This is a genomic window from Arenimonas terrae, assembly GCF_006265115.1.
Taxonomy (GTDB): Bacteria; Pseudomonadota; Gammaproteobacteria; order Xanthomonadales; family Xanthomonadaceae; genus Arenimonas; species Arenimonas terrae.
Map to the genome: position 1 here is coordinate 1402743 of NZ_SMDR01000001.1, position 23823 is coordinate 1426565.

Consider the following 23823-nt stretch of genomic DNA (forward strand, 5'->3'; position numbering starts at 1 on the left):
AGCACGCCATGAGCGGAGACTACAGCCGGATCAGCTTCGATCCACGCCAGCACGACCTCGGTGTGCTGCTTCAGCAGGGGCGGCCGCTGAGCGACGCCGACTGGAACGCGCTCGTCGCGCAGCTGCGCCATCGCCTGCACGCCGGATCGCTGGACACCTTCGGCCCGGCCGTCGTGCCGATGCAGACGCCGGACGCGTTCCGCATCAGCTTCAGCGGCGGCAACCTGGAGATCGGCCGCGGCCGCATCTACGTCGACGGCCTGCTGGCCGAAAACCACGGCACCGGCGCGACGACCTGGGACCCGCGGCTGGAACAGGTGCTGGGCTCGCTGCCCGCGCTCTACGACGATCCCGCCGCGGGCCAGCCGCGGCAGCAGCCCTACTACCCGAACCCGCCGGCCGTGCCGACCTCGGGCCGGCACATGGTCTATCTGGATGTCTGGCAGCGCGAAGTCACCCACGTGATGCGCCCGGACCTGGTCGACCCGGCCGTGGGCGTGGACAGCACCACCCGGCTGCAGACCGTGTGGCAGGTGAAGCTGCTGACCAACGTCGGCAGCGATCTGTCCTGCGCCAGCCCGCTGGACCAGATCCCGGCGCTGGCGCCCTCGGCCGGCCGGCTCAGCACCACCACCGCCGACGTGGCCGGCCAGCCCGACCCCTGCCTGATTCCGCCCGACGGCGGCTACAAGGGGCTGGAAAACCAGCTCTACCGCGTCGAGATCCACACGCCCGGCCCCGTCGGCACCGCGACCTTCAAGTGGTCGCGCGAAAACGCGAGCATCGAAACCCGCGTGACCCATCTCCCGGCGCTGGACCAGCTGGTGGTCGAAAGCACCGGCCGCGACGCGGTGCTGGGATTCCAGCCGGGCGACTGGGTCGAGGTGACCGACGACTGGCGCGAACTGCACGGCCTGCCCGGCCAGCTGCGCCGCCTGCGCGCCCCCGATGGTGTCGACGACGCCGCACGCACGCTGCGGCTGGAGACGCCGCTGGGCGGCGGCCTGTTCCCCACCGGTCCCGAATCCAGGACCCATCCCGAGCGCAATACCCGCGTCAAACGCTGGGACCACCGCGGCATCGTGCGCGACCAGTCCGGCGCCGAACTGCAGGACCTCGACAGCGCCGCCAGCAACGGCGAAATCGTCGTGCCTTCGGCCGCCACCCGCGTTCTGCTCGAACACGGCATCGTCGCGACGTTCTCGCTGGCTCCGGCCGGCGGCGAGTTCCGCAGCGGCGACTACTGGGTGTTCTGCGCGCGCACCGGCGAAGGCGAGATCGAGGAACTCGAGGCGGCGCCGCCGCGCGGCATCCACCACCACTACGCCAAGCTCGGCTTCGTCAGCCTGCCCTCGACCTTCGAGGACTGCCGCGTGTTCTGGCCGCCGCCGGCCGCGCAGGGCGGCGGCGACCACTGCGCCTGCACCGTCTGCGTCACGCCGCAGCAGCACGCCGCGAACCAGCCCTCGATCCAGGCCGCGATCGACCAGGTGATCGCCGCCGGCGGCGGCACGGTCTGCCTGGAGGTCGGCGACTATCCGCTGCGCGAGCCGCTGCGCATCCGCAACGCCAGGTCGCTGCGCATCACCGGCAAGGGCAACGCCACGTCGCTGCGCGCTGACCAGGCCGTGTTCGAGCCGATCATCGGCAGCCGGCAGGTCACGCTGGAGCGCTTCGAGGCAAAGAGCGAGGGCAAGACGGGCGCGATCATCTCGATCATGGACAGTGCCCAGGTGACACTGGAATCACTTCGCGTGATCGCCAAGGGCGAAGCGGCGGCCGTGGGCCTGTCGGGCGCGCTGTTCGAACTGTCGATCCGCGGCAACGACATCCAGACCCAGCGCGGCATCGTCGCTTCGGGCAGCAGCGACCAGGGCACCAGCCTGGCGGACCTGCGCATCGACGACAACCTGTTCGACTGCCGCGAATCCGCAATCGTGCTGCCGGACGTCACCGTGCACCAGTTCGTCTCGCGCATCGCCAGCAACCACTTCACCGACTGCCGCGACGGCGCCATCCAGCTGACCGGCGCCGCGGCGCCGGGTTTCGGCGTCGAAGTGACGGGCAACAGCCTGTCGGTGCTGGGCGACGGCATCCGCGCCGGCATCGATGGCCTGCGCATCGCGGACAATCAGCTGGGGGTGGCCAAGGCCGGCGACGAGGGGCGGGTCGGCATCCTGCTGGTCGAAGGCATCGGCAGCAAGGACGGGCTCGACGACTGCCACATCGTCGACAACCGCATCGTCGGCTTCGGCCTGGGCATCGTCTTCAAGACCGCCATCGCCAACAGCCTGGTGCGCGGCAACCAGATCGAGGGGGCCGAACTCGGCCTGGTCTGCGCCGAAACCACGGTGCAGCAGCTGAGCATCGACCAGAACCAGTTCACCATCGGCAAGGGCGGCGCCATACGCATCGAGGCCCAGGCCCTGGGACCGGGCGCGAGCATCGCGGCGACCGGCAACCAGATCCATGCCGAAGCCAGCGACCAGGCCGCCGTCACCATCCAGATGGTCCGCGGCGACTGCCATTACAGCGGCAACCACTGCGTGCAGCCGGTCGGCGGAAAGGACGGCTGCGTGCACCTGGTCGCGAGCACCCTGATCGTCGCGTCCAACCGCGTGCTGGGCGGTCGGGGCCTGTCCATGCACCTGGTGCCGGACGAGACCCTGGTCAACGAGAAGCCGTCGCCCAGTTGCACCGTGCTCGGCAACATCACCGCCGCGCAGATCCAGGTGCGCGGCGCACCGCTCGATGCGCCGTGGAAGCCGCTGAACCTCCAGAACACCCCTTGATCCCGCCGGGAGTACGCCATGGCAAGCCGAAAGATCATCCGCAGCGCGAAGAAGCCGCCCACGTCGACCGGAGCCAGACCCGCCGCGAAGGCGGCCACCAAGGCGGCCCCCGCGACATCGCCGGCACCCGCGCGCCCCGCTCCTGCCGCCGCGAAACCACTGCCGGTGCGACAGCCGCTGAAGCCCAGCGACGACCAGGCGGCCACGCCACGCGCCGAATATCTGCAGGCGGGTCTTGAGGCCCTGTTGCGCCGCATCCGGCTGCGCGACCAGGCGGAGGCCAAGAAGCTCGAACCAGCCCTCGCCCACCTCGCCAAGGCGTACGGAAAGTTGCTGGGCAAGGCCTGAACGGCTGGCCCGGATCCGGGCGTGAAATCGGAGGTGCCGGCTTACACTGTCGACCTGGCCCGGGCGATGCCTTCGCCCGCGGCCGATTCCCTCCCCCGGAACGCCCTGACTCATGATTCGAGCCCTGTTGACCCTGGCCATCGCCAGCACCCTGCCCCTGACCGCCCACGCCGACACCGGTTGCCGCGGCGACGGCCTGCAATCCAATCCCGCCACGCTGCTCGTGCGCACCGACAACGATGTGTATGGCCGCGCCAACCAGGACCAGGGCTACACCGCCGGCGCGGTGATCACCTGGGTCTCGCCCGACCTCGACAGCCCCACCGACGACAGCTGCCTGCCAGCGGCCCTGCGCTGGCTCGACCGCGGCTTCGGCTGGCTGCAGCCGGACGGGATCGAGCAGCGCAACCTGGTGCTGGGCTACACGCATGCGCTGTACACGCCCACCGACGGCACCCGCGCCGACCTGATCGTCGATGACCGCCCCTATGCCGGCGTGCTGATGCTGGGCGCGGGCTGGAACGGCCGCCGCGGCGATCGGCTCTCCAGCACCCACCTGCGCCTGGGCATGACCGGCCCGTCGGCCCAGGGCGAAGCCGCGCAGGACGGCGTGCACCGCCTGTTCGGGCGCAAGCGTTTCCGGGGCTGGGACAACCAGCTGCGCGACGAGGTGCTGGTGCAGGTCCAGCACGAGCGCCTGCGCCGATGGCACCGCCGCGACTACGGCGATGCCATGGCCTGGGATCTGATCGGCCACGCGGGCGGCGCCGTCGGCAATCTGGCGACCTTCGCCAACACCGGCGTCGAACTGCGCTGGGGCAAGCACCTGCCCGACGACTTCGGCACCGATCCGCTGCGCCCGGCTGGCGACAACAGCGCGCCAGGCCCGGCGGCCGACCTGGGCGATGCCTGGGGCTGGCACTTCTTCGTCGGGCTCGATGCGCGCTGGGTATTCCACGACATCACCCTGGACGGCAACAGCTGGAAGGACAGCCACAGTGTCGACAAGCGCGAAGCCATCGCCGACCTGAGCCTGGGCGTGGCGATCACGCGCGGCCCATGGAAGATCGCCGGCTCGCACGTGCGCCGCAGCCGCGAGTTCGTCGGCCAGCAGGCGCGCCCGGTGTTCGGCACGATCACGATCAGCCGTTCGTTCTGACCCACCGCCGCGGTGGCGCTCAGCTCCTGAAACCGTTGTGGCGGTGGCTGCCGTCGCAATAGGGCTTGGTGGCGGACCCGCCGCAGCGGCACAGGCGCACCGAGGTGAGCCGGTCGAAGGTGCGGCCGGTGCCGCAGCACAGCTCGAGGTTGCCCGACACCACCAGCGGACCGTTGGTCTCCGGTTCGATCCGCAGCGGGCCGCCGCGCTGCAGCAGCGGCTCGGTCGGGCGTGTCGCCGGCTCGCCCGTGGCCTGGAAGGCGATCTCGTTGTGGCTGCCGTCGCAGTACGGTTTGTTCTTCGAGGCGCCGCAGCGGCACAGCGTGGCGCGCATGCCGATGGGCTCGCCGTCGAGCAGCATCTCCGCGCGCAGGCCGAGCGGCCCGTTCTCGCGCAGCTGCAGCAGGTTGATCGGCGGCGCGGCCTCTTCCGGGCCGCCGTCATTGCGCCGGTAGCCGATCGCGCCCGAGGGGCACAGATGCGCGACCGTCAGCAGACCCTCGACGCTGGTCGCGGCCGGATCGATCCAGGGGCCCTCGACATTGGCCTTGAATACCTTCGGCTGGCCCAGCACGCAGTGGCGCGCGTGGATGCAGCGCTTGCCGAAATAGATCAGGTCTACGGCGCCACCGGGAATGCGTTCGGAGCCGTCGGGCTGCGGCACGGGAGTCGGCGGCGCGGCGCCGTTCGCCGGACGGGGCGCCGCGGCCGGAGGCAAGGGCGCGGTGGCTGCAGGTGATGACGCAGCGACCGGGGCGGGCGCGATCGTCGCCGGCGCCATCGACAGCGAGGACAGCCGGCGCGCCAGTGTCTCCAGCCCGGTTGCCGTCGCCTGCATCAGGGCCGCCGAGCCGGGGTCGCGCGCCGCCACCGCCAGCGCGCGCGCGGCGATCTCGCGGGTCCGCTCGACCAGCACCGGCAGCGTGCCCGGCCCGACCGCCAGCGTCGCGGCGGAGCGCAGCGTCGCGAAGCTCAGGCCGGCGGTGCAGTGCGGCTGGTCGGGATTGGCCGGCAGCGTGGTCAGGTGCACGGCCACCGGCGTCATCAGGCGCATCAGTTCGACGCTGGCCGAGGCCAGGCCGCGCTGCACCGTGCGGTCCACGCCGGCATAGACCAGGGCCAGGCAGCGCAGCGAATGCGCGTACATGGCGTTGCCCACGTCCATCAGGCTCGATGCCGGCTCCAGCGTCACCCAGATCTTTCCCTCGGGCGTCGGCGGGCGGCGCATCACCGGGTTGTGCGCGGCGGGGCGCGCCGGCACGAAGTCCGGGCGCGCCTCGCGCAGCGCCAGCAGTTCGGCGCGGACGGCCAGGAAACGCTGGTAGTGCGAGCGCGTTTCGGCCGCGTCGGCGCCTTCGCCCTGGCGCACGATCGCGTCGATCGCCTCGCGCGCGGTCTTGAGGCAGCGCACCACCTTCAGGTGCGGCAGGGCGACCACCTCCGGGCACATCTGGTGCACGACCTCGCCGATGAAGAGCTGGCGTTCGCCCAGGCGTTCGGACAGCCGCGCCATGCCCAGGTTGATGGCCTCGTACAGCTGGCCGACGGTGCGGTAGTCCATCGTGCCGGCCATCAGCCGGTCGGCCTGCAGAGGGCGCACGTAGTGCTGGGTGGGTTCGAAGCCGCGGCCGTCGGCGATCTCCACGGTGTCCGGGCGCTCGAGATAGATGAAGTGGTCGAGCGTTTCGAGGTTGAACGGCGCCAGCTTCACCACCACGCCGGCCGGATGCGCGCCGGGCGGGATCGGGAAGTTCATGCGCGCGTAGTGCGCCGGCGCCCCCAGGCCCGAGAGGATGTTGCAGACCATGGCCAGGTGCGACATCTCCTCGATGGCCACGTCCAGGATCTCGCCGCGCCAGCGCTGCACCGCCGTGAACTCGTCCGCGGTCAGCCCTTCGTCCGCCGACGCCTTGAGGCTGAAGTAGGCATAGAGGTAGCAGCACATCAGGTTGTGCTCGATCTCCGCCGCCTCGAACAACAGGGCCCAGAGCTGCTCCCTGGAATCCGGCACCACGATCCGCTCGGCCACGCCCATTCCCCGTCCGACGCCCGAACAGATACTAGTCCCCGCACCCAGCCCCGCGCTCCCCCGGATGGGGGATCGGCAGAACCAAAACCGATAGCGCGGAGGACAAAGCCGGGATCCCCATGGAGGAAAGCCCCCTTGGTGAAGGGGGCGCGCCGAAGGCGCGGGGATTGGGAGATGAGCACCGGGGCCCGCGATTTGCGCTCTTCGCAAATCGAGGGAGCTTTGAGGCGAATGCCGAAAAGCTGGTGGGCCGTGAAGGATTCGAACCTTCGACCAAAAGATTAAAAGGGAGGGAAGTTTTTCTACTCGATCAAGCGCTTAGGCTAGCGAATTTTTCACCTTCGCCCCGTGGAACACGCACAAAAAAACTATATGGGCCTGAATTTTTCACCCACTAACTTCGACGCGTTTGGAGTTTGCAGCCGCAATTCCGTTCCGACGCCCGGCACGCCGTCGAGCGACTTGCCGAACGGCGGCGGGCCACCTTTTCGATTGGAAGTTCCCACCAACGGCGTCGGCAGGGACGCAATCCAACACGTCAATTCCGAATTCGCGGTAGACATATCGTCCGACACGAGACAAAGCCAGATCGATTACTCGCTCGATAACCGGAAGCGCGACCTGCCGAACCTGTTCTCTCGATCCGCACGACTGCAAAAGAAAAGTGTGAAGGACCATAATTGCCAGCTGGCTCTGGGCAACTCCTCGCTCGTTTCGTTTTGATGAAAATCGGTCGAGATTATGGATCCTGCTTTTCAAGCAGTCGAAAGGATGCATAACCGCAATTCGCAGCGGGGGATCATCCAGTTCGATGACGACAGAACGGCTATGCAACCTACGTTCCTCGTGTTCGTCGTCGAACCCGGCAACGCAGCCCATGTAGTCGATTTCCAATCCTTTGGGAAATCCGGGCAGATTGTTGACGACGATCTTTGCTGTGTTCGATGTGGCGTCCCCCAACTCAGGGAGAAACACTTTCGCGTCGAAGCCCTGAGCGATCAGCCACTCGAAATGTCTACGGGCAGTCGCACCGTCAGCAAAATAATCAAGATCGCGGGTCACGCCGGAATCTAACGCCGGGGGTAATGGCACGCGAAAGAGATCAGCCCAAGTCGCGAGTGCTTGGCCGGCGATCAGTAAAGTCGCTTCTTCCCTCGGATAGACACGCAGTAGCGAGCCGGTCCGTTCCTTTAGCGAAACCGGATCGGCCACTGAATCCTGGCGCCCAAATCCCGAACAGGAAGAAGTACAGCCATCTTCTTTTCAGGCTGACGTGCGTACTCAGCCAGTTCTTCCTTGCGGCGGCGGAAGTCTTCGGCCAACACCGAGCGCGCCCCGACATATTCGGGGCGGACTTCGAATCGCCATTGAGAGAATCTCTCGAAACGCATGGTGATATAAGTCTTTGAAAGATAAGGGTTTGTGGCCGCGGCGCATCCGCTTTAAGGGCGGCCGCTTTGGGCTTCGCCTGCTGAAGCGTTGCTTCAGAAGCGGCCGCCCTTAAAGCGGATGCGCCGCGAGCCTACCACAAAGCACTATAAAAGTCAAGACTGCTTTGCCCTTTTCCACTTCTGCCCTAGGAAGCTGGGCGGCTGGGTATAGGGAAGATGAGCTTCGGCAGAATGGTCTGGCTCATCTCGAAAAGGGGCTCGCGAAGCACGGGAAACCCTCATCTCTTCCCTCTCTGCGCCAAGAGAGTCCAACTCGCGAAATCGCTGAAACTGCTCTTCGTAAGGGTTCATTGCATACCTCCAAAGCCGTTCCGGGTATGTATGGCCGCCTTCCAGTCACGCTTCCCTAGATAGTCCCCCAGAAGGCTGTAATAGTTCCGGATCGCCGTCCGCAGGTGGGCATCCTTTCCGTAATTGTTAATCTTCAGTTTAATCTCTTCGTCGCCGAGGTCATCACAAGTAATGCCACGGCCATGTGAGTGCCATTTTGCGGCGTCGCCCAACGTTTCCGCGATCTGATTTGCGCGAACCTGTTTGTCGGCAGCCGAAACAACAGCACCGGATGTCGTGCGTCGCTCCCAATCTTTGAACTTGTACTTCGGCAGCCACGCCTTGAGGAGGGTCTTCGAGTGCTCAATTGCCTGCTCAATCCGGAAAAGATGCGCCGGATCAAACTTCTCGACGAGGAACGCGACCTCTGCTCTGACCTTTGACGCATCGGGAGCAGCATTAATCTTCTCAACAAGTTCCTGATATTTAGCGAGATATCCCATTCCAGGAACATAGTTGCCGTTCGGAGATCCATACTGCGGATCGATGGGCCCCAATACGGAGTGGTAGTCCATCCATATATCGTCGCCGGATAGCGCCAAAACGGTGCCCGCGCTGTAAGCGAAATTCGGTACAACGAAATCCACAATGGCGAAATGCGTTCGCATAACGCGAACCATCCGCTCAACAGTCTCGATGTAGCCACCGCCGGTCTCGAGCACGACGATCAGCTTTTCGGGCAGCTTGCGAGCCTCGGCGAGCGACTCGACCGACACCCGCAGTACGTCATCCCAAGGCGGAGTCATTGGGCAACCAACGAATATGACTTCAGCAGCCATCGCTTCAGATAGCTGCTCGTTGAAGCCCAAAAGAGCGCCCTCGATTAAGTCCTCCGACTTAGGAGAGCCCACGATGCTTCCTCATAGTTCCCCCAGCGCCTTCCCCGTTTAGGCTTACGAACGCTAACCAATGCAGGTTGCGGCCGCAAGGAGCATCCGACCTAGGACACCCCGACTGAAGTTTTTCACGGATTTTTTCACCCTGATCACTTTCTGACCAACGGTGAAATGGCAAGTGCTTGATTCGATTGGTGGGCCGTGAAGGATTCGAACCTTCGACCAAAAGATTAAAAGTCTTCTGCTCTACCGACTGAGCTAACGGCCCACATGACACGCTGCACCCTGCGGCGCAGGGCGCGAATTCTAACCCATCAGGCCCGCGGCGCGTAGCGCGTGGGGTCGGCCAGGCCGGCGGCGGCGAAACCCTCGGCGCGCAGGCGGCAGGCGTCGCAGCGGCCGCAGGCACGGCCCTGGTCGTCGGCCTGGTAGCAGGACACGGTTCGACTGAAGTCCAGGCCCAGGCGCTGGCCTTCCCGCGCGATCTGCGCCTTCGACATCCGGATCAGCGGGGCGTGCACCTTCAGCCGATGGCCCTCGACGCCGGCCTGGGTGGCCAGGTTGGCCAGGCGCTCGAAGGCTTCGACGAATTCGGGGCGGCAATCCGGATAACCCGAATAGTCCACCGCGTTGACGCCGCAGAACAGGTCGTCGGCGCCCAGCACCTCGGCCCAGCCCAGCGCGATCGACAGCATGATGGTGTTGCGCGCCGGCACGTAGGTCACCGGAATGCCCTCGCCCGCCGTTTCCGGCACGGCGATGTCGGCGGTGAGCGCCGAGCCGCCGATGCTGCGCAGGTCGATGGTGACCACCTTGTGCTGCACCGCGCCCTGCACAACCGCGAGTTCGGCGGCGGCCGCCAGTTCCGACGTGTGGCGCTGGCCATAGGACACGCTGAGCGCATGGCAGGCGAAGCCCTGCTCGCGCGCCAGCGCCAGCGTCACCGCCGAGTCCATGCCGCCCGAGACCAGCACCACCGCCTTCTTCATCTCAACGTCCCTGTTCGTCGCCCCACAGGGCCTTGTGCAGCTGCATCTGGAAGCGCACCGGCAGCCGGTCGGCGAGGATCCACTCGGCCAGCTCGCGCGGCGCCACCTGGCCGAAGGACGGCGAGAACAGCACGTCGCAGCGGTCGGCCAGGCCGTGTTCGGCCACCATGCCGCGCGCCCAGTCGTAGTCGGCGCGGTCGCAGATGACGAACTTCACCTGGTCGTGCGCGGTCAGCAGCGGAATGTTCTCGAGCCGGTTGCGGTGCATTTCCTTCGACCCCGGCGTCTTGAGGTCGACGATCCGGCTGACGCGCGGGTCGAGGCCGGCGATGTCGATCGCGCCCGAGGTTTCCAGCGACACCTCGTAACCGGCCTCGCAGAGTCTTTCCAGCAGCACGCCGCAGCGCTTCTGCGCCAGCGGCTCGCCGCCGGTGACGCAGACGTGGCGGGCGCCGTGTTTCGCCACTTCGTCCAGGATCGCCTCGATGTCCCACCACTCGCCGCCGTGGAAGGCATAGGCGGTGTCGCAGTACTGGCAGCGCAGCGGGCAGCCGGTGAGGCGGACGAATACGGTGGGCCAGCCGACCGCGCGGGCTTCGCCCTGCACGGACAGGAAGATTTCGGTCAGGCGCAGGCGCTCGGCGGCCGGGGTGTCCATGGCGGTTGCCGGCGCGGGGCCGGGCTCAGCGGTTTTCGAGGGCGAGCGTGCGCAGGCGGCTCTCGGCCTTGCCGGCCGCGTCGGTGCCCGGATGCCGGGCCGTCAGGTCGCGCAGCGTGGTCTCGCCTTCGGCGCGCTGGCCCAGGGCGATCTGGCAGTAACCGGTCTTGAGCAGGGCGTCGGCTTCCTTGCGCGAGCCGGGGTATTGGCCGAGCAGGGTGCGGAAGGCCTCGAGCGCCAGCTCGTAGTTCTGGGTGACGTAGTAGCTCTCGCCCAGCCAGTAGTAGGCGTTGGGCAGCAGGGCGCTCTGCGGATAGTCGCGGATGAAGGCCTGGAACAGGCGGGCCGAGTCGGCGGCTTCGTAACGTTCGACCAGGGCGTCGAGCGCGGCCTGGTAGGCGGCGTCCTCGGCGGCGGGATCGACCGTGGCGGCCGGGGCGGCGCCTGCGGACGACGGGCCCGTGGCCGGGGCATTGGCAGCCGTGGCGGGAGCCGCGGCGGTGGAACTCGGGGAGGCAGGGGCCGCGGCGGGCGCACCGCCCTCAAGCCGGGCGAGCCGGGCGTCGAGGTCGATGTACTGCTGGCGGTTGCTCTGCTTGAGCTGCTCGATCTCGTTCTGCAGGGTCTCGACCAGGCCGCGCAGGGAGCGGACTTCGGTCTGCAGCTCGACGATCTGGTTCTGCGCTTCGAGGTTGCTGCGGCCGGCGTCCAGGTTCTGGGCGTTGGCGGCGTTCTCGAGCTTGGTGACACGTTCGGCCAGGCTCAGGCGCTGGGCCATGGCCGGGGTGGCCGCCACGAGGGCGGCCACCACGGTGACAACGCAAAGGATGCGCTGACGTCCCATCGCTTACTTCGCGGTGTAGACGATTTCGACGCGGCGGTTCTGCTGCCAGCAGGTCTCGCTGGTCTCGGTGCAGGTCGGACGCTCTTCGCCGTAGGACACGACGGTCAGCTGGCCGGCCGAACCACCCGCACCCTGCAGGGCGCCGGAGACGGCATTGCCACGGCGCTCGCCCAGGCCCAGGTTGTACTCGCGGGTGCCACGCTCGTCGGCATTGCCTTCGAGGGTGATGCGCGATTCCGGACGGTCATTCAGGTACTTGGCGTGGCAGGCCATGATGGCCTGGAACTCCGGACGCAGGGTGTCCTGGTCGAAGTCGAAGTACACGGTACGCTGGCGCAGGCACTCGTTGGTGTCCAGGTCGGCCGGGGTGAAGCGGCCATCGGAAACCGGGGCGGTGACGGCCGGGGTGGTCTCGGCGACCGGCGCCTCTTCCTTGACCTTCTTCGAGCAGGCGGCCAGGGCGACGGTGACGGAAGCGGCAAGCAGCACGCGGGTGGTGATGTTCATGGGAACCCTCTATTCGGATGCAGTGATGGAGCTTGTTGTTTTGTGGCCCGTCCTAACTATCTCTGCCGGTAAGGTGACCAGGCGGGCTCCCGGACGTCACCTTCAGCTGATACCAATCGCTGCCTGACCCTGCCGTCGGCCGAAGCCGCGTACAGCACGCCACGACGGCCTTCCTTCGTGGCGTACAGCAGCATGCTGGCGTTCGGGGCAAAGCTGGGCGACTCGTCGAGGTTGCCCGGCGACAGTGTCGACCAGCGCCCCGCACCGCCAAAGCTGCGGTCAAGAACGGCAATACGATAAACGTTTCCGCTGCCCTGCGCCATAGCTATCTTCTTGCCGTCAAAGGAAATACTGGCTCGGGCGTTGGAATCGCCCTGGAAGCTGACGCGGGTCGCGTCGCCACCGGTGGCCGGCACCTGGTAGAGCTGGGGCTTGCCCGCCCGGTCCGAGGTGAAGACCAGGGACTGGCCGTCCGGGGTCCAGACCGCCTCGGTGTCGATACCGTAGTGGCGGGTCACCTGGGTCAGCTGCTTGCTGGCCAGGTCCATGACGTAGATCTCGGGGTTGCCGGACTTGGACAGGGTCAGGGCCAGCTTGCGGCCGTCGGGCGAGAAGGCCGGGGCGCCATTGATGCCCCGGAACGAGGCGATCGGGGTCTCGAAGCCGACGCCGCTGTAGATGTCGATGATGTAGATCGAGGAGTTGCCGCGCCGGAAGCTGACGAAGGCGACCTTGCGGCCGTCCGGGCTCCAGGCCGGCGACAGGATCGGCTCGGCGCGGTTGGGGATCAGCACGTGCGGATTGAAGCCGTCGGCATCGGCCAGCACCAGCGAATAGCGGGTGCCCTCGCCCACGCCGTTGGCGATGACGTAGGCGATGCGGGTCCAGAACGCGCCGCGCACGCCCAGGATCTTTTCGTAGATCTGGTCGGCGATCTGGTGGGCGACGCCGCGCATGCCGCGGGCGTGGCCGTCCACCGCCATGCCCAGCAGGCGCTGCTGCTTGGCCACGTCGTAGAGCTCGTATTCGACCCGGTAGCCGCCGTCGGCGCTGTCGAGCACCCGGCCGACCACGATGAAGTCCTGCTTGAGCACGCGCCAGGTCGGGAAGTTGATCTCACCGCCGCGGATCGGCTTCTCGATCACGTCCTGCTCGGACAGGGCGTTGAACTGGCCCGAACGGTTGAGGTCGGCGCGGATCACCGCGGCGACGTCGGTGTCGGGTGCCACGTTGGTGCCCAGGTAGGGCATGGGCACGATCGCGATCGGCAGGGCGCCCTCGCGGCCGGACACGATGCCGATGTCGAGGCCCTGCGCGCGGACGAGGCCCGCGGGCAGCAGCAGCGCGAGCGCCAGGAAAGTAAGGAGACGTCTCATCGTGGGCAGGCCTCTTGGGGGTGGCAGAAAGTGAGGTCGATCTGGCGGGAGAACACCGGCTCGAAGCCGGCATAGGGCATGGGGCCGCGGCGCAGCGCGCGCTCGACCGACTCGCGGGCCTGGTCGTCGAAGCCGCAGGACAGGAACTGGACGTTGATCACTTCGCCGCCCGGGATCTGGGTGAAGCGCACCTTGCAGGGTACGCGCTCCGGCGCCAGGGCGCGGTTCCAGGCCGCGTCGGCGGTCTGGTGCATGGCCAGGGCGTAGCGCGCGGCCAGGTCGGTGTCGGTGCCGTTGTTGCCGCCGGCGGGGGCCGCGGGTGCGGGCTGCGGGGTCGGGGCGGGCCTGGCCTGGGCGTCGGCGAGCTGCTGCAGGCGCTGCTCTTCCATCTTCGTGCGGCGCTCGGCGGCCTCGCGCTCCTTGCGGATTTCCTCGAGCTGGGCGCGCAGGCGCTGTTTGCGCTCGGCTTCGGCCTGCTTCTCGCGTTCGGTCAGGTCGATCTGTTCCTGGCGGCGCTTGGCTTCCTGCTCCTCGCGCTCCTTGGCCTGCTGCTGCTCCAGCGCCAGCCGCGCGACCGCCTCCTGGTCCACCGGCGCCGGCTCGGGCTGCGCTTCCTGGGGCTCGGGCTGGATCTGCTCTTCGGCGGTCTGCGGCTGCGGGGCCGGCAGCGGCTGAGGGGGCGGCGCGGCTTCGATCGGTTCGACCTCGGCGGGTTTGGGCGCTTCCGCGGCGGTCTGTTCGGCGGCGCGCACATCGGCCGGCGACACCACCAGGGAGGCCTCGACCACCGGGCCGGCCACCGAGACCATCTTCGGCATCGGCTGCCACCAGCCGGCGAGCAGCAGCACGACGACGATGGCCACATGCAGGGCGACCGCCATCAGGACCGGCGTCGCCAGGTCGTCCTTCACTTCGTGCTGGCGCAGGGCCTCGGCGTGCATCACTTTTCCGGGGGCTGTCCCATCAGGCCCACGCGCGGCACGCCGGCCTGCTGCAGCAGGACCATGGTGTCGAACACGGTGGCGTAATCGGCGTCGCGGGAGCCGGCCACGAAGACCGGCACCTCGGGGTTGGCGCGCACGAAGGCCGAGACCTTGGCCTGCAGGGTGGTGGCGTCAATGGGCTCGTTGTCGCCGCCCTCGAGCTTGAGCGTGTAGGCGCCGTCGGCGGTGACCGAGACGATCACCGGGTCCTTCTGCTGCTCGATCGGCTTGGCCTTGGCCTGCGGCAGCTCGACGTCCACGCCGAGGCTGAGCAGGGGCGCGGTGACCATGAAGATGATCAGCAGCACCAGCATCACGTCGATGTAGGGCACGACGTTGATGTCGGCCTTGAGCTTCTTGCGCTTGCGGTGGCGGGTGATGGTGGCGGACATGCGTCAGCTCTCAACGTGTGGTCGGGGGGAACGGGGTTGGCCGCTCACTCCTCGACGTGGGACTGCCGCTGCAGGATCGAGGAGAACTCCTCGGCGAAGGATTCGTAGCGCACGCTCAGGCGCTCGACCTTGGTGGCGAAGCGGTTGTAGGCCCACACCGCCGGGATGGCCACGAACAGGCCCATGGCGGTGGCGAACAGCGCCTCGGAAATGCCCGGCGCAACAGCCGCGATGCTGGCCTGCTGGTCCGACGCGAGGCCGTGCATGGTCACCATGATGCCGAACACGGTGCCGACCAGGCCCACGTAGGGCGCGGTGGAACCGATGTTGGCCAGCAGTTCGAGGTTGTGCTCGAGGCGGTCCACTTCGCGGGCGAAGGTGGCGCGCATGGCGCGCTGGGCACCCTCGAGCTGGGTGCGGGAATCGAGGCCCTTCTTCTGGCGCAGGCGGGCGTATTCGCGGAAGCCGGCCTCGAAGATCGCCTCCAGGCCCGAGACCACGCGGTTGCGGTCGGTCGCCGAGCGGTAGAGCTGGGTCAGGTCGACACCGGACCAGAAGCGGCCCTCGAAATCGTCGGCCTCGTCGGTGGCGCGGCTGTAGACGCGGTTCTTGCGGAAGATGATCACCCAGCTCAGCAGCGAGCCCAGGGCCAGCAGCAGCATGATCACCTGCACCGGCAGGCTGGCCGAGAGCAGCAGCTGCACGTAGCTGATGCCGCCGTGCCCCGCGGCGTCGGCGACCGCCTCGGCGGCGGCCGGCAGCGCTTCCGGCGGCAGTTCGGTCACCGGCGCGGCAGCGAGGATCAGGGCGTGGGTCAGGGACATCGTGTGGACTCCGGCGGATCAGGGGTTGCCCGCGGCCAGCCACTCGGGCAGCGGGCGCGGTCGGAAACTGGAGGCCACCAGGCAGGCCACGCGAACGGTCGCGCGGACCAGGGCCTGGTCGCCCCGGGAAACTTCCTGCTCGATCAGCAGGCTGGCTTTGCGGCGCTCGGTCATGACGACACTGACCAGCAGTTCGTCATCGAGTTTCGCGGGTTTGTGGAAATCGAGCGTCATGTCGCGGATCACCAGCACCAGGTCCTCGCTTTCGCGCAGGGCCTGCTGTCCGACGCCCTGGGCACGCAGCCATTCGGTGCGCGCGCGCTCCAGGAACCGCACGTAGCTGGCGTGGTAGACCACCCCGCCGGCGTCGGTATCCTCCCAGTAGACCCTTATCGGGAAGCTGAACGGAGCGGCCGTCATGGCTCGAAAAGGTCTGGATCCAGCTGTTTTTTCGGCGCTTTCAGGCCGAGGTGGCTGTAGGCCTTGTGGGTCACCATGCGGCCCCGGGCGCTGCGCACCAGGTAACCCTGCTGGATCAGGTAGGGCTCGATCACGTCCTCGAGTGTGCCGCGCTCCTCGCTCAGGGCCGCGGCCAGGGACTCGACGCCGACCGGGCCGCCGCCGAAGTTCTCGATGATCATGCCGAGCATGCGGCGGTCGAGCGAGTCGAAACCCTCGGCGTCGATCTTGAGCATGGCCATCGCTTCGTCCGCCACCGGCCGGGTGATGACGCCGCCGGCGCGCACCTGGGCGTAGTCGCGCACGCGGCGCAGCAGGCGGTTGGCGATGCGGGGCGTGCCGCGGCTGCGGCGGGCGATCTCGCCGGCGCCGTCGGGGGCGCATTCGATGCCCAGGATGGTCGCCGAGCGGCGCACGATCCGGGTCAGCTCCTCGGGGCTGTAGAACTCCAGGCGCTGGACGATGCCGAAGCGGTCGCGCAGCGGCGCGGTCAGCAAGCCGGCGCGGGTGGTCGCGCCGATCAGGGTGAAGGGCGGCAGGTCGAGCTTGATCGAGCGGGCCGCGGGGCCCTCGCCGATCATGATGTCGATCTGGAAGTCCTCCATCGCCGGGTACAGCACTTCCTCGACCACGGGCGAGAGGCGGTGGATCTCGTCGACGAACAGCACGTCGTGCGGCTGCAGGTTGGTCAGCAGCGCGGCCAGGTCGCCGGCGCGCTCGATCACCGGGCCCGAGGTCTGGCGCAGGTTTACGCCCAGCTCGTTGGCGATGACGTGGCTGAGCGTGGTCTTGCCCAGGCCCGGCGGCCCGAAGATCAGCACGTGGTCCATGGCTTCGCCGCGGCCCTTGGCCGCCTCGATGGCGATCTTGAGCTGCTCGCGGACCGGCTGCTGGCCCAGGTAGTCGTCCAGCCGCTTGGGCCGGATGCTGGCCTCGGCCAGGTCGTCTTCGCGGGTGGCGCCGGGGGCGATGACGCGGGTGTCTTCCATGGGCGCCGATTATGGCAGGTAACGGCCGGAAAACCGCGCCGGGGCGCGGTCCGAGGGCCTCAGATCACGACCTGCGTGCCCAGCTCCACCAGTCGGTTGCCCGGGATGTGGAAGAACTCGGTGGCCGGGGTCGCGTTGCGGGACATGAAGAGGAAGAGCTTGTCCCGCCACATCGCCATGCCCTGCCCCGGCTTGGCGCTCAGGGACTCGCGGCTGGCGAAGTAGGTGGTTTCCATGACCTCGAACTTCGGACCGGGGATGGCCCAATGCTTGAGCGCCCGCGGCACGTCCGGGTCCTCGAGGTAACCGAAGCGCAGGGTCAGGCGCGCGAAGCCGTGGCCCAGGTCGGTGTGCACCACCCGCTCGGCCTCGTCGGCGCGCGGCACGCCCAGCACCTCGACGCTCAGCAGCACGTTGCGCTCGTGCAGCACCTTGTTGTGCTTGAGGTTGTGCAGCATGGCCGGCGGCATGTACTGGTTGGAGGGTGTCAGGAACACCGCGGTGCCCGGCACCCGGGTCGGCGGGTGCGCCACCAGGTTGCCGACGAAGTGTTCGATGCGCAGGCTGTCGCGGTTGACCTGCGCGTGCACCAGGGCACGGCCGCGGCGCCAGGTCCGCATCAGGGCAAACGCCACCACGCCCAACGCCAGCGGGAACCAGGCGCCTTCGACGAACTTGATGACATTGGCCGAGAAGAATGCCGCCTCGATGCTCAGGAACAGCAGGGCCAGCGGCCAGACCTGCCAGCCCGGCAGGCGCCAGCGCAGCTTGGCCAGGATCACCAGCAGCATGGTGCTAATGATCATCGTGCCGGTCACCGACACGCCGTAGGCGATGGCCAGGTTGCTGGAGCTGCCGAAGCCCAGCACCACCGCGATCACCGACAGCAGCATCGCGCGGTTCACCCAGGGCATGTAGATCTGCCCTTCGGTGCGGTCGGAGGTGTGCACGATCTGCATGCGCGGCAGGTAGCCGAGCTGGATGGCCTGGCGCACCACCGAGAAGGTGCCGGTGATCAGCGCCTGCGAGGCGATGACGGTGGCCAGGGTCGCCAGCACGATCATCGGATACAGGGCCCAGCCGGGCACCAGCTCGTAGAACGGATTCGAGACGTCGCCGGGATGCGTCAGGATGAAGGCGCCCTGCCCGAAATAGTTCAGCAGCAGGGCGGGCAGCACCAGGCCCAGCCAGGCCACGCGGATCGGCAGGCGCCCGAAGTGGCCCATATCGGCGTACAGCGCCTCGCCGCCGGTCACCGCCAGCACCACCGCCCCCAGCGCCAGCCAGGCGACAACACCGTGGTGGACGAAGAAGCGGATCGCCCAGACCGGGTTCACCGCCTCGAGCACGGCCGGGTGCTGCGCGATCTCGACCACGCCCAGCACGGCCAGCGCCAGGAACCACAGGCAGGTGATCGGACCGAAGATGCGCCCGACTTTCTCGGTGCCGTGCTTCTGCACGGTGAACAGCGCCACCAGCACCGCCAGGGTGATCGGCAGCACGAAACGCTTGAGCTCGGGCGCCGCCACCTCCAGGCCCTCGACCGCCGACAGCACCGAGATCGCCGGCGTGATCACGCCATCGCCGAAGAACAGCGCGGTGCCGAAGATGCCCAGGATGCCCACCGTATACGACAGCGGCGCCGCCATCGGCAGGCTGCGCTGCACCAGCGCGGTCAGCGCCAGGATGCCGCCTTCGCCGCGGTTGTCGGCGCGCATCAGCACGGCCACGTACTTGAGCGTGACCACCAGCACCAGCGACCACAGGATCAGCGACAGCACGCCCAGCACGTTCTCGGGCCGGGCATCGAGCCCGTAGTGCGGCCCGAAGGCCTCCTTGAGCGTGTACAGCGGACTGGTGCCGATGTCGCCGAAAACGACGCCGACCGCGCCGATCACCAATGGCCAGGTGCGCGGCGCCGCGGCGCCATCGTGGTGGGAAGTTGTCATGGATGTGCCCGGAGGCGAGTGGATGCGGAGGGGAGAAAAAATGATCAGCCGCGCAGGACGGACTTGAGCGCCTTGCGGATGATGTGTTCGGCGCTGTCGCCGGGCTCGGCCTGCTTGAGCATCTTCTGCACTTCGGCGGGCTTGTAGCCCAGCTGCTGCAGCGCCACCGACGCCTCGGCCATCGGGTCGGCCGGCACGGCGCCGCCCCTGCCGGTGACCACGGCCACGCCGCCGGCGAAATCGGCGGCGCGGTCGCGCAGCTCGACCACCATGCGCTCGGCGGTCTTCTTGCCGATGCCGGGAATGCGCGTTAGCGCGGTGATGTCGCCGGCCTGCACCAAGCGCGCGAAGTCGTCGACGCTGGCGCCCGAGAGCACGGCCAGGGCGATCTTGGCGCCGACGCCGGTCACCTTCTGCACCTCGCGGAACAGGCGGCGCTCGGACTCGGTGAGGAAGCCGTACAGCGCGACGCCGTCTTCCTTCACCGCGTAATGGGTGAACAGCGTGACCTCGCGACCGACCTCGGGCAGGTCGTAGAAGGTGCTCATCGGCGCCGAAAGTTCGTAGCCCACGCCGCCCACGTCCACCATCAGCGCCGGCGGCGCCTTGTAGACGAGTTGACCCTTCAATCGGCCGATCATCGACGTCTCCGGAGCAAGGCAGTGGCCAGGCCAGTGCGGCCCGTGGTGGCGCTCATGTGGGCGTGGGTCAGGGCGACGGCGAGGGCATCGGCAGCATCGGCCTGCAGTTTGCGCTCACCGAGGCTGAGTAAAAGCTTCACCATGTGCTGCACCTGGATCTTGTCGGCGGCACCGCTGCCGACCAGGGACTGCTTGACGACGCGCGGCGCGTATTCGCTGACCGACAGGCCGCGCCGCACCACGGTGGCGATGGCGGCGCCGCGGGCGTGGCCGAGCTTGAGCGCCGACATCGCCGACTTTTCCATGAACACCGTCTCGATGGCGACCACCGTCGGCCGCCACTGCTCCAGCACCTCTTCCAGGTCGAATACCAGCTTGCCCAGGCGTGCCGGGAAGTCCTCGGTATCCACCAGCAGGTTCAGCATCTGGCAGTGCACGAAGCTGTACTTGCCCGTGGCGTCGACATCGATCAGGCCGATGCCGGTGCGCTGCGAACCCGGGTCGATGCCGAGGATGCGGGTCACTGGTAGGCGACGTCGCCCAGGTCGGCGTTGGAGTAGACGTTCTGCACGTCGTCCAGGTCCTCGAGCATGTCGAGCATCTTCTTGACCTGCAGGGCGACGTCGCCGACGACGGCGATGTCGTTCTCGGCGCGCATCGTCACTTCGGCCTGCAGCGGCACGAAGCCGGCGGCGGCCATCGCGGACTTCACCGCCTCGAAGGACTCGGGCGCGGTCAGCACCTCCACCAGGCCGTCCTCGGGATAGCTGGCGACGTCGTCGGCGCCGGCCTCGATGGCGGCCTCCGTGATCGCGTCCTCGCTGCTGCCCGGGCCGAAGCTCAACACGCCCAGCTTCTTGAACAGGAAGGCGACCGAGCCGTCGGTGCCCAGGTTGCCGCCGCACTTGTTGAAGGCGTGCCGCACGTCGGCGACGGTGCGCACCTTGTTGTCGGTCAGGCAGTCGACGATGACGGCGACGCCGCCGGGCGCATAACCTTCGTAGCGGATCTCCTCGTAGCTCACGCCCTCGAGTTCGCCGGTGGCCTTCTTGATGGCGCGCTCGATCACGTCGCGCGACATGTTCACGGCCAGGCCCTTGTCCACGGCCACGCGCAGGCGCGGGTTGCCCTTCGGATCGCCGCCGCCCAGGCGCGCGGCGGTGGAAATCTCGCGGATGATCTTGGTGAAGACCTTGCCGCGCTTGGCGTCCTGGGCGTTCTTGCGCCCTTCGATGGCCATCAATCTGCCCATGGAATGCTGCTCTGACGTGTGGCGAGGCGGCGATTATACGGCCGCGGGCGGCCGCACCCTCAGGCCGGGAAGCGGCCGTCGCGCAGGAAGCCCGCGGCCAGCGTCGCGGCGGCCTCGGAGAAGATCAGGCCGGTGTGGCTGACCGGCAGCACCCGGTGTTCGGCCAGGCCGGGCAGCCGGGTTTCCCAGACCGCGACGGTGCCGTCGTTGGGGCCATCGAACCCGGCGAAGAACCGTCCAAGGCCCGCGGCGCGCGACCCCGCCACCACCGCCACCTCGCGCCCGGACGGCAGCCCGCCGAGGCCGCTCTTGAGCAGGCGGGCACTGCGGCCCAGGAAGGGCGAGAGGTGGTTCATGGCCAGGCCGCGGGCGGCGCTGCTGCCGGCCAGCGGCGAGCCCAGGCAGACCACGCGGCCGGGCGGCAGGCCGTGGTAGCTGGCCAGGGTCTCGAGCGCCACCAGGCCACCGAGGCTGTGCCCCACCAGGTGCACCGGCCCCGGCGCGAGCGCCAGCAGTTGCGCGGCCAGGCGGTCGATCGAGGGCGCCGGCCCCTGGAACAGGCTGGCGTAGTCGAAACGATGCGGAATGAAGCCCTGGGCCTGGAGCCGGCGCGCCAGCGGCAGCAGGGTGATCCCGCGCATCCAGACCCCGTGCAGCAGGACGACGTGTTGGCGCGGCGTGTCGCTCAGGAGATGGCTCGGGTGCGGGACCAGGCGGGAGTCTAAGCCGGCGGCGCCGACTTTTCCCGCCGCAGGGTGAACTCGCGGTCGACCACCCGGCCGACCGGGAAGGTGTGCTCGCCGACCTTCTCGAAGCCGTGGCGGGCGTAGAAGCGCTGGGCGCCGAGATTGTTCTCCCACACGCCGATCCACAGCGTGCGCGGCCCGTCCGCCAGCAGCCAGTCCATCACGGTCTGGAACAGGCGGCCGCCCCAGCCGCCGTTCTGGACTTCGCGCAGCACGTACAGGCGCTTGAGCTCGCCGTCTTCCGGACGCACGTCCGGGTTCGGCAGTCCGCAGGGGCCGGCGGCAGCGTGGCCGACGATCTCGCCCTCGCGCTCCAGGAACCAGACCGCGTAGCCGGGGGTTTCCAGGATCACGCGCTGGCGTTCGACCGCGTAGGAATCCCGCAGGAAAGCCTGCAGGTCCTCGGCCGGGTACAGATGGCCGAAGGCCTCGACGAAGGTCCTTTCGGCGATGCGCGAAAGGGCCTCGGCGTCGGCGGGCGTGGCGCGGCGGATCTGCACCGGCTTATTCCGCCTTCGGCCGCACCATCACATGCACCTCGGCCAGCTGCGCGTCCGGCACCGGCGACGGCGCGCCGGTCATCAGGCACTGCGCGGTGGTGGTCTTGGGGAAGGCGATGACGTCGCGGATCGATTCCGTGCCGGCCATCAGCGCGGCGATGCGGTCGATGCCGAAGGCGATGCCGCCGTGCGGCGGCGCGCCGAAGCGCAGCGCGTCGAGCAGGAAGCCGAACTTGCCCTCGGCCTCCTCGGCGCCGATGCCCAGCAGCTCGAACACCGCGCTCTGCATGTCGCTGCGGTGGATGCGGATGGAGCCGCCGCCGATCTCGTTGCCGTTGAGCACCATGTCGTAGCCGCGCGACACGGCCGTCTTCGCGTTCGCACGCAGCTCGGCGATGTCGTCCACCGCCGGCGCGGTGAACGGATGGTGCAGGGCGACGTAGCGCTGGGCCTCGTCGTCCCACACGAACATCGGGAAGTCGGTGACCCACAGCGGCTTCCAGCCCTCGGCGACCAGGCCGAAGTCCTTGCCGGCCTTCAGGCGCACCGCGCCCATGAAGTCGCTGGTCTTGTTGTAGCCGCCGGCGCCGAAGAAGACGATGTCGCCCTTTTGCGCGCCGGTCGCGGCCAGCAGCGCCGCGAAGGCGCCCTCGGAGAAGAACTTGGCGACCGGCGAGTTCACCGCGCCGTTTTCGTCGAGTTTGGCGTAGGCCAGGCCCTTGGCGCCGTACTTGGCGGCGTGGGCGGCGTATTCGTCGATCTGCTTGCGCGAAAGCGCGGCGCCGCCGGGAATGCGCAGCGCGGCCACGCGGCCGTCGGGGTCGTTGGCGGCGTCGGTGAAGACCTTGAACTCGCAGGCCTTCACGAGCTCGGCGACATCCACCAGCTCCAGCGGATTGCGCAGGTCGGGCTTGTCCGAACCGTAGCGGCGCATGGCCTCGGCCCAGGTCAGGCGTGGGAACTCGGCATCGAGCTCTACGTCGATCACTTCCTTGAAGATGGCGCGGATCATGCCCTCGACGGCGTCCTGCACGTCGCGCTCGCGCACCCAGGCGAACTCCATGTCGAGCTGGGTGAACTCGAGCTGGCGGTCGGCACGCAGCGCCTCGTCGCGGAAGCAGCGCGCGATCTGGTAGTAGCGGTCGAAGCCAGCCACCATCAGGATCTGCTTGAACAGCTGCGGCGACTGCGGCAGCGCGTAGAACTCACCCGGATGCATGCGGGCGGGCACCAGGAAATCACGCGCGCCTTCCGGCGTGGCCTTGGTCAGGATCGGCGTCTCGATGTCCTGGAAGCCGCGCCCGTCGAGGTAGCGGCGCAGCGCCTGCACCAGCTTGATGCGCGTGCGCATCATCTTCTGCATCTCGGGGCGGCGCAGGTCGAGGTAGCGGTACTTGAGGCGGATGTCTTCGCCGGCGTTCTCGTGGGCGTGGAAGGGCAGCGGCTCGGCCTTGTTCAGCACCTCGATCTCCGTCGCCAGCACTTCGACCTTGCCGGTGCGGATCTTGTCGTTGACCGAATGGCGGGCGCGCACCACGCCGGTGATGCGCAGGCAGTCCTCGTAGTGCACCTTGGCGGCGGCGGCCACCACGGCGGCATTGCCGGCGGCGTCGGACGGCTCGGCCACGACCTGGACGATGCCCTCGTGGTCGCGCAGGTCGATGAAGCACAGGCCGCCCAGGTCGCGGGCGACATCGGCCCAGCCGCAGAGGGTGACGGTCTGGCCGATCATCGACTCGTCGACGAGGCCGCAGAAATGGCTGCGCATG

The 23823-nt window shown here is 68.2% G+C and carries 23 protein-coding genes and 1 tRNA gene; 3 read left to right on the forward strand and 21 right to left on the reverse strand.

From position 1 onward, the window contains the following. The first annotated feature begins 8 nt into the window (after positions 1 to 8). The 3 genes from E1B00_RS06730 (at position 9) to E1B00_RS06740 (ending at position 4299) form a co-directional block, all read left to right on the forward strand. Entirely contained in the window at positions 9 to 2792 is a 2784-nt protein-coding gene (locus E1B00_RS06730; protein ID WP_139446891.1) for a DUF6519 domain-containing protein, read from the forward strand. Positions 2793 to 2810: 18 nt separating this feature from the next. Next, the gene (locus E1B00_RS06735; protein ID WP_139446893.1) at positions 2811 to 3140 is read left to right on the forward strand and encodes a hypothetical protein; all 330 of its coding nucleotides are present in this window, start codon (positions 2811 to 2813) and stop codon (positions 3138 to 3140) included. 112 nt (positions 3141 to 3252) lie between these two features. Continuing rightward, the gene (locus E1B00_RS06740; protein ID WP_139446896.1) at positions 3253 to 4299 is read left to right on the forward strand and encodes a lipid A deacylase LpxR family protein; all 1047 of its coding nucleotides are present in this window, start codon (positions 3253 to 3255) and stop codon (positions 4297 to 4299) included. 19 nt (positions 4300 to 4318) lie between these two features. On the opposite strand, the gene E1B00_RS06745 is transcribed toward E1B00_RS06740, so the two are convergent. From E1B00_RS06745 to aspS, 21 genes are all read right to left on the reverse strand, one after another. After that, a complete protein-coding gene (locus tag E1B00_RS06745) occupies positions 4319 to 6328 on the reverse strand; it encodes a ferritin-like domain-containing protein (protein WP_176693139.1) in 2010 nt (669 codons plus the stop codon). A gap of 387 nt (positions 6329 to 6715) precedes the next feature. Next, positions 6716 to 7540 carry a hypothetical protein gene (locus tag E1B00_RS06750; RefSeq protein WP_139446900.1) on the reverse strand — a complete coding sequence of 275 codons (825 nt, stop codon included), beginning with the start codon at positions 7538 to 7540 and terminating at the stop codon, positions 6716 to 6718. Between the two features lie 526 nt (positions 7541 to 8066). Further along, positions 8067 to 8960 carry an SDH family Clp fold serine proteinase gene (locus E1B00_RS06755; RefSeq protein ID WP_139446902.1) on the reverse strand — a complete coding sequence of 298 codons (894 nt, stop codon included), beginning with the start codon at positions 8958 to 8960 and terminating at the stop codon, positions 8067 to 8069. 177 nt (positions 8961 to 9137) lie between these two features. Continuing rightward, a tRNA-Lys gene (locus E1B00_RS06760) sits at positions 9138 to 9213 on the reverse strand. A 46-nt stretch (positions 9214 to 9259) separates the two neighbouring features. Next, on the reverse strand, positions 9260 to 9934 hold the full coding sequence (queC, locus tag E1B00_RS06765; RefSeq protein ID WP_139446904.1) for a 7-cyano-7-deazaguanine synthase QueC: 675 nt from the start codon (positions 9932 to 9934) through the stop codon (positions 9260 to 9262). Position 9935: 1 nt separating this feature from the next. Then, positions 9936 to 10592, reverse strand: a complete 657-nt coding sequence (queE, locus tag E1B00_RS06770) for a 7-carboxy-7-deazaguanine synthase QueE (protein WP_139446905.1) — start codon at positions 10590 to 10592, stop codon at positions 9936 to 9938. A 25-nt stretch (positions 10593 to 10617) separates the two neighbouring features. Next, the gene (gene ybgF / locus E1B00_RS06775) at positions 10618 to 11436 is read right to left on the reverse strand and encodes a tol-pal system protein YbgF (RefSeq protein ID WP_139446907.1); all 819 of its coding nucleotides are present in this window, start codon (positions 11434 to 11436) and stop codon (positions 10618 to 10620) included. A 3-nt stretch (positions 11437 to 11439) separates the two neighbouring features. Further along, positions 11440 to 11943: a peptidoglycan-associated lipoprotein Pal gene (pal, locus tag E1B00_RS06780; protein ID WP_139446909.1), complete on the reverse strand. Its 504-nt coding sequence runs from the start codon at positions 11941 to 11943 to the stop codon at positions 11440 to 11442. Positions 11944 to 11999: 56 nt separating this feature from the next. Continuing rightward, on the reverse strand, positions 12000 to 13319 hold the full coding sequence (gene tolB / locus E1B00_RS06785) for a Tol-Pal system beta propeller repeat protein TolB (RefSeq protein ID WP_139446911.1): 1320 nt from the start codon (positions 13317 to 13319) through the stop codon (positions 12000 to 12002). Then, complete coding sequence (locus E1B00_RS06790; RefSeq protein WP_139446913.1) at positions 13316 to 14260, reverse strand: protein TolA; 945 nt, start codon at positions 14258 to 14260, stop codon at positions 13316 to 13318. Before E1B00_RS06790 ends, tolB begins: the two co-directional genes overlap by 4 nt. Beyond that, positions 14260 to 14694, reverse strand: coding sequence for a protein TolR (tolR, locus tag E1B00_RS06795; RefSeq protein ID WP_139446915.1), 435 nt, complete (start codon positions 14692 to 14694; stop codon positions 14260 to 14262). The genes E1B00_RS06790 and tolR overlap by 1 nt, the downstream gene beginning before the upstream one ends. A gap of 44 nt (positions 14695 to 14738) precedes the next feature. After that, positions 14739 to 15512, reverse strand: a complete 774-nt coding sequence (gene tolQ / locus E1B00_RS06800; RefSeq protein ID WP_176693178.1) for a protein TolQ — start codon at positions 15510 to 15512, stop codon at positions 14739 to 14741. Positions 15513 to 15536: 24 nt separating this feature from the next. Next, entirely contained in the window at positions 15537 to 15938 is a 402-nt protein-coding gene (gene ybgC, locus E1B00_RS06805; protein ID WP_139446919.1) for a tol-pal system-associated acyl-CoA thioesterase, read from the reverse strand. Next, positions 15935 to 16966 carry a Holliday junction branch migration DNA helicase RuvB gene (ruvB, locus tag E1B00_RS06810; protein ID WP_139446921.1) on the reverse strand — a complete coding sequence of 344 codons (1032 nt, stop codon included), beginning with the start codon at positions 16964 to 16966 and terminating at the stop codon, positions 15935 to 15937. The genes ybgC and ruvB overlap by 4 nt, the downstream gene beginning before the upstream one ends. A gap of 59 nt (positions 16967 to 17025) precedes the next feature. Beyond that, on the reverse strand, positions 17026 to 18915 hold the full coding sequence (locus E1B00_RS06815) for a potassium transporter Kup (RefSeq protein WP_139446923.1): 1890 nt from the start codon (positions 18913 to 18915) through the stop codon (positions 17026 to 17028). 44 nt (positions 18916 to 18959) lie between these two features. Further along, positions 18960 to 19556: a Holliday junction branch migration protein RuvA gene (gene ruvA, locus E1B00_RS06820; RefSeq protein ID WP_139446925.1), complete on the reverse strand. Its 597-nt coding sequence runs from the start codon at positions 19554 to 19556 to the stop codon at positions 18960 to 18962. Next, entirely contained in the window at positions 19553 to 20080 is a 528-nt protein-coding gene (gene ruvC / locus E1B00_RS06825; RefSeq protein ID WP_139446927.1) for a crossover junction endodeoxyribonuclease RuvC, read from the reverse strand. The genes ruvA and ruvC overlap by 4 nt, the downstream gene beginning before the upstream one ends. Beyond that, positions 20077 to 20808, reverse strand: coding sequence for a YebC/PmpR family DNA-binding transcriptional regulator (locus E1B00_RS06830; RefSeq protein ID WP_139446929.1), 732 nt, complete (start codon positions 20806 to 20808; stop codon positions 20077 to 20079). The genes ruvC and E1B00_RS06830 overlap by 4 nt, the downstream gene beginning before the upstream one ends. Positions 20809 to 20867: 59 nt before the next feature. Then, positions 20868 to 21521, reverse strand: a complete 654-nt coding sequence (locus E1B00_RS06835) for an esterase/lipase family protein (protein WP_342774274.1) — start codon at positions 21519 to 21521, stop codon at positions 20868 to 20870. An 8-nt stretch (positions 21522 to 21529) separates the two neighbouring features. Next, positions 21530 to 22054 (reverse strand): GNAT family N-acetyltransferase, encoded by a 525-nt coding sequence (locus tag E1B00_RS06840; RefSeq protein ID WP_139446931.1) that lies wholly within the window; start codon positions 22052 to 22054, stop codon positions 21530 to 21532. A 4-nt stretch (positions 22055 to 22058) separates the two neighbouring features. Continuing rightward, on the reverse strand, positions 22059 to 23822 hold the full coding sequence (aspS, locus tag E1B00_RS06845) for an aspartate--tRNA ligase (RefSeq protein WP_139446933.1): 1764 nt from the start codon (positions 23820 to 23822) through the stop codon (positions 22059 to 22061). Position 23823: the final 1 nt, after the last annotated feature.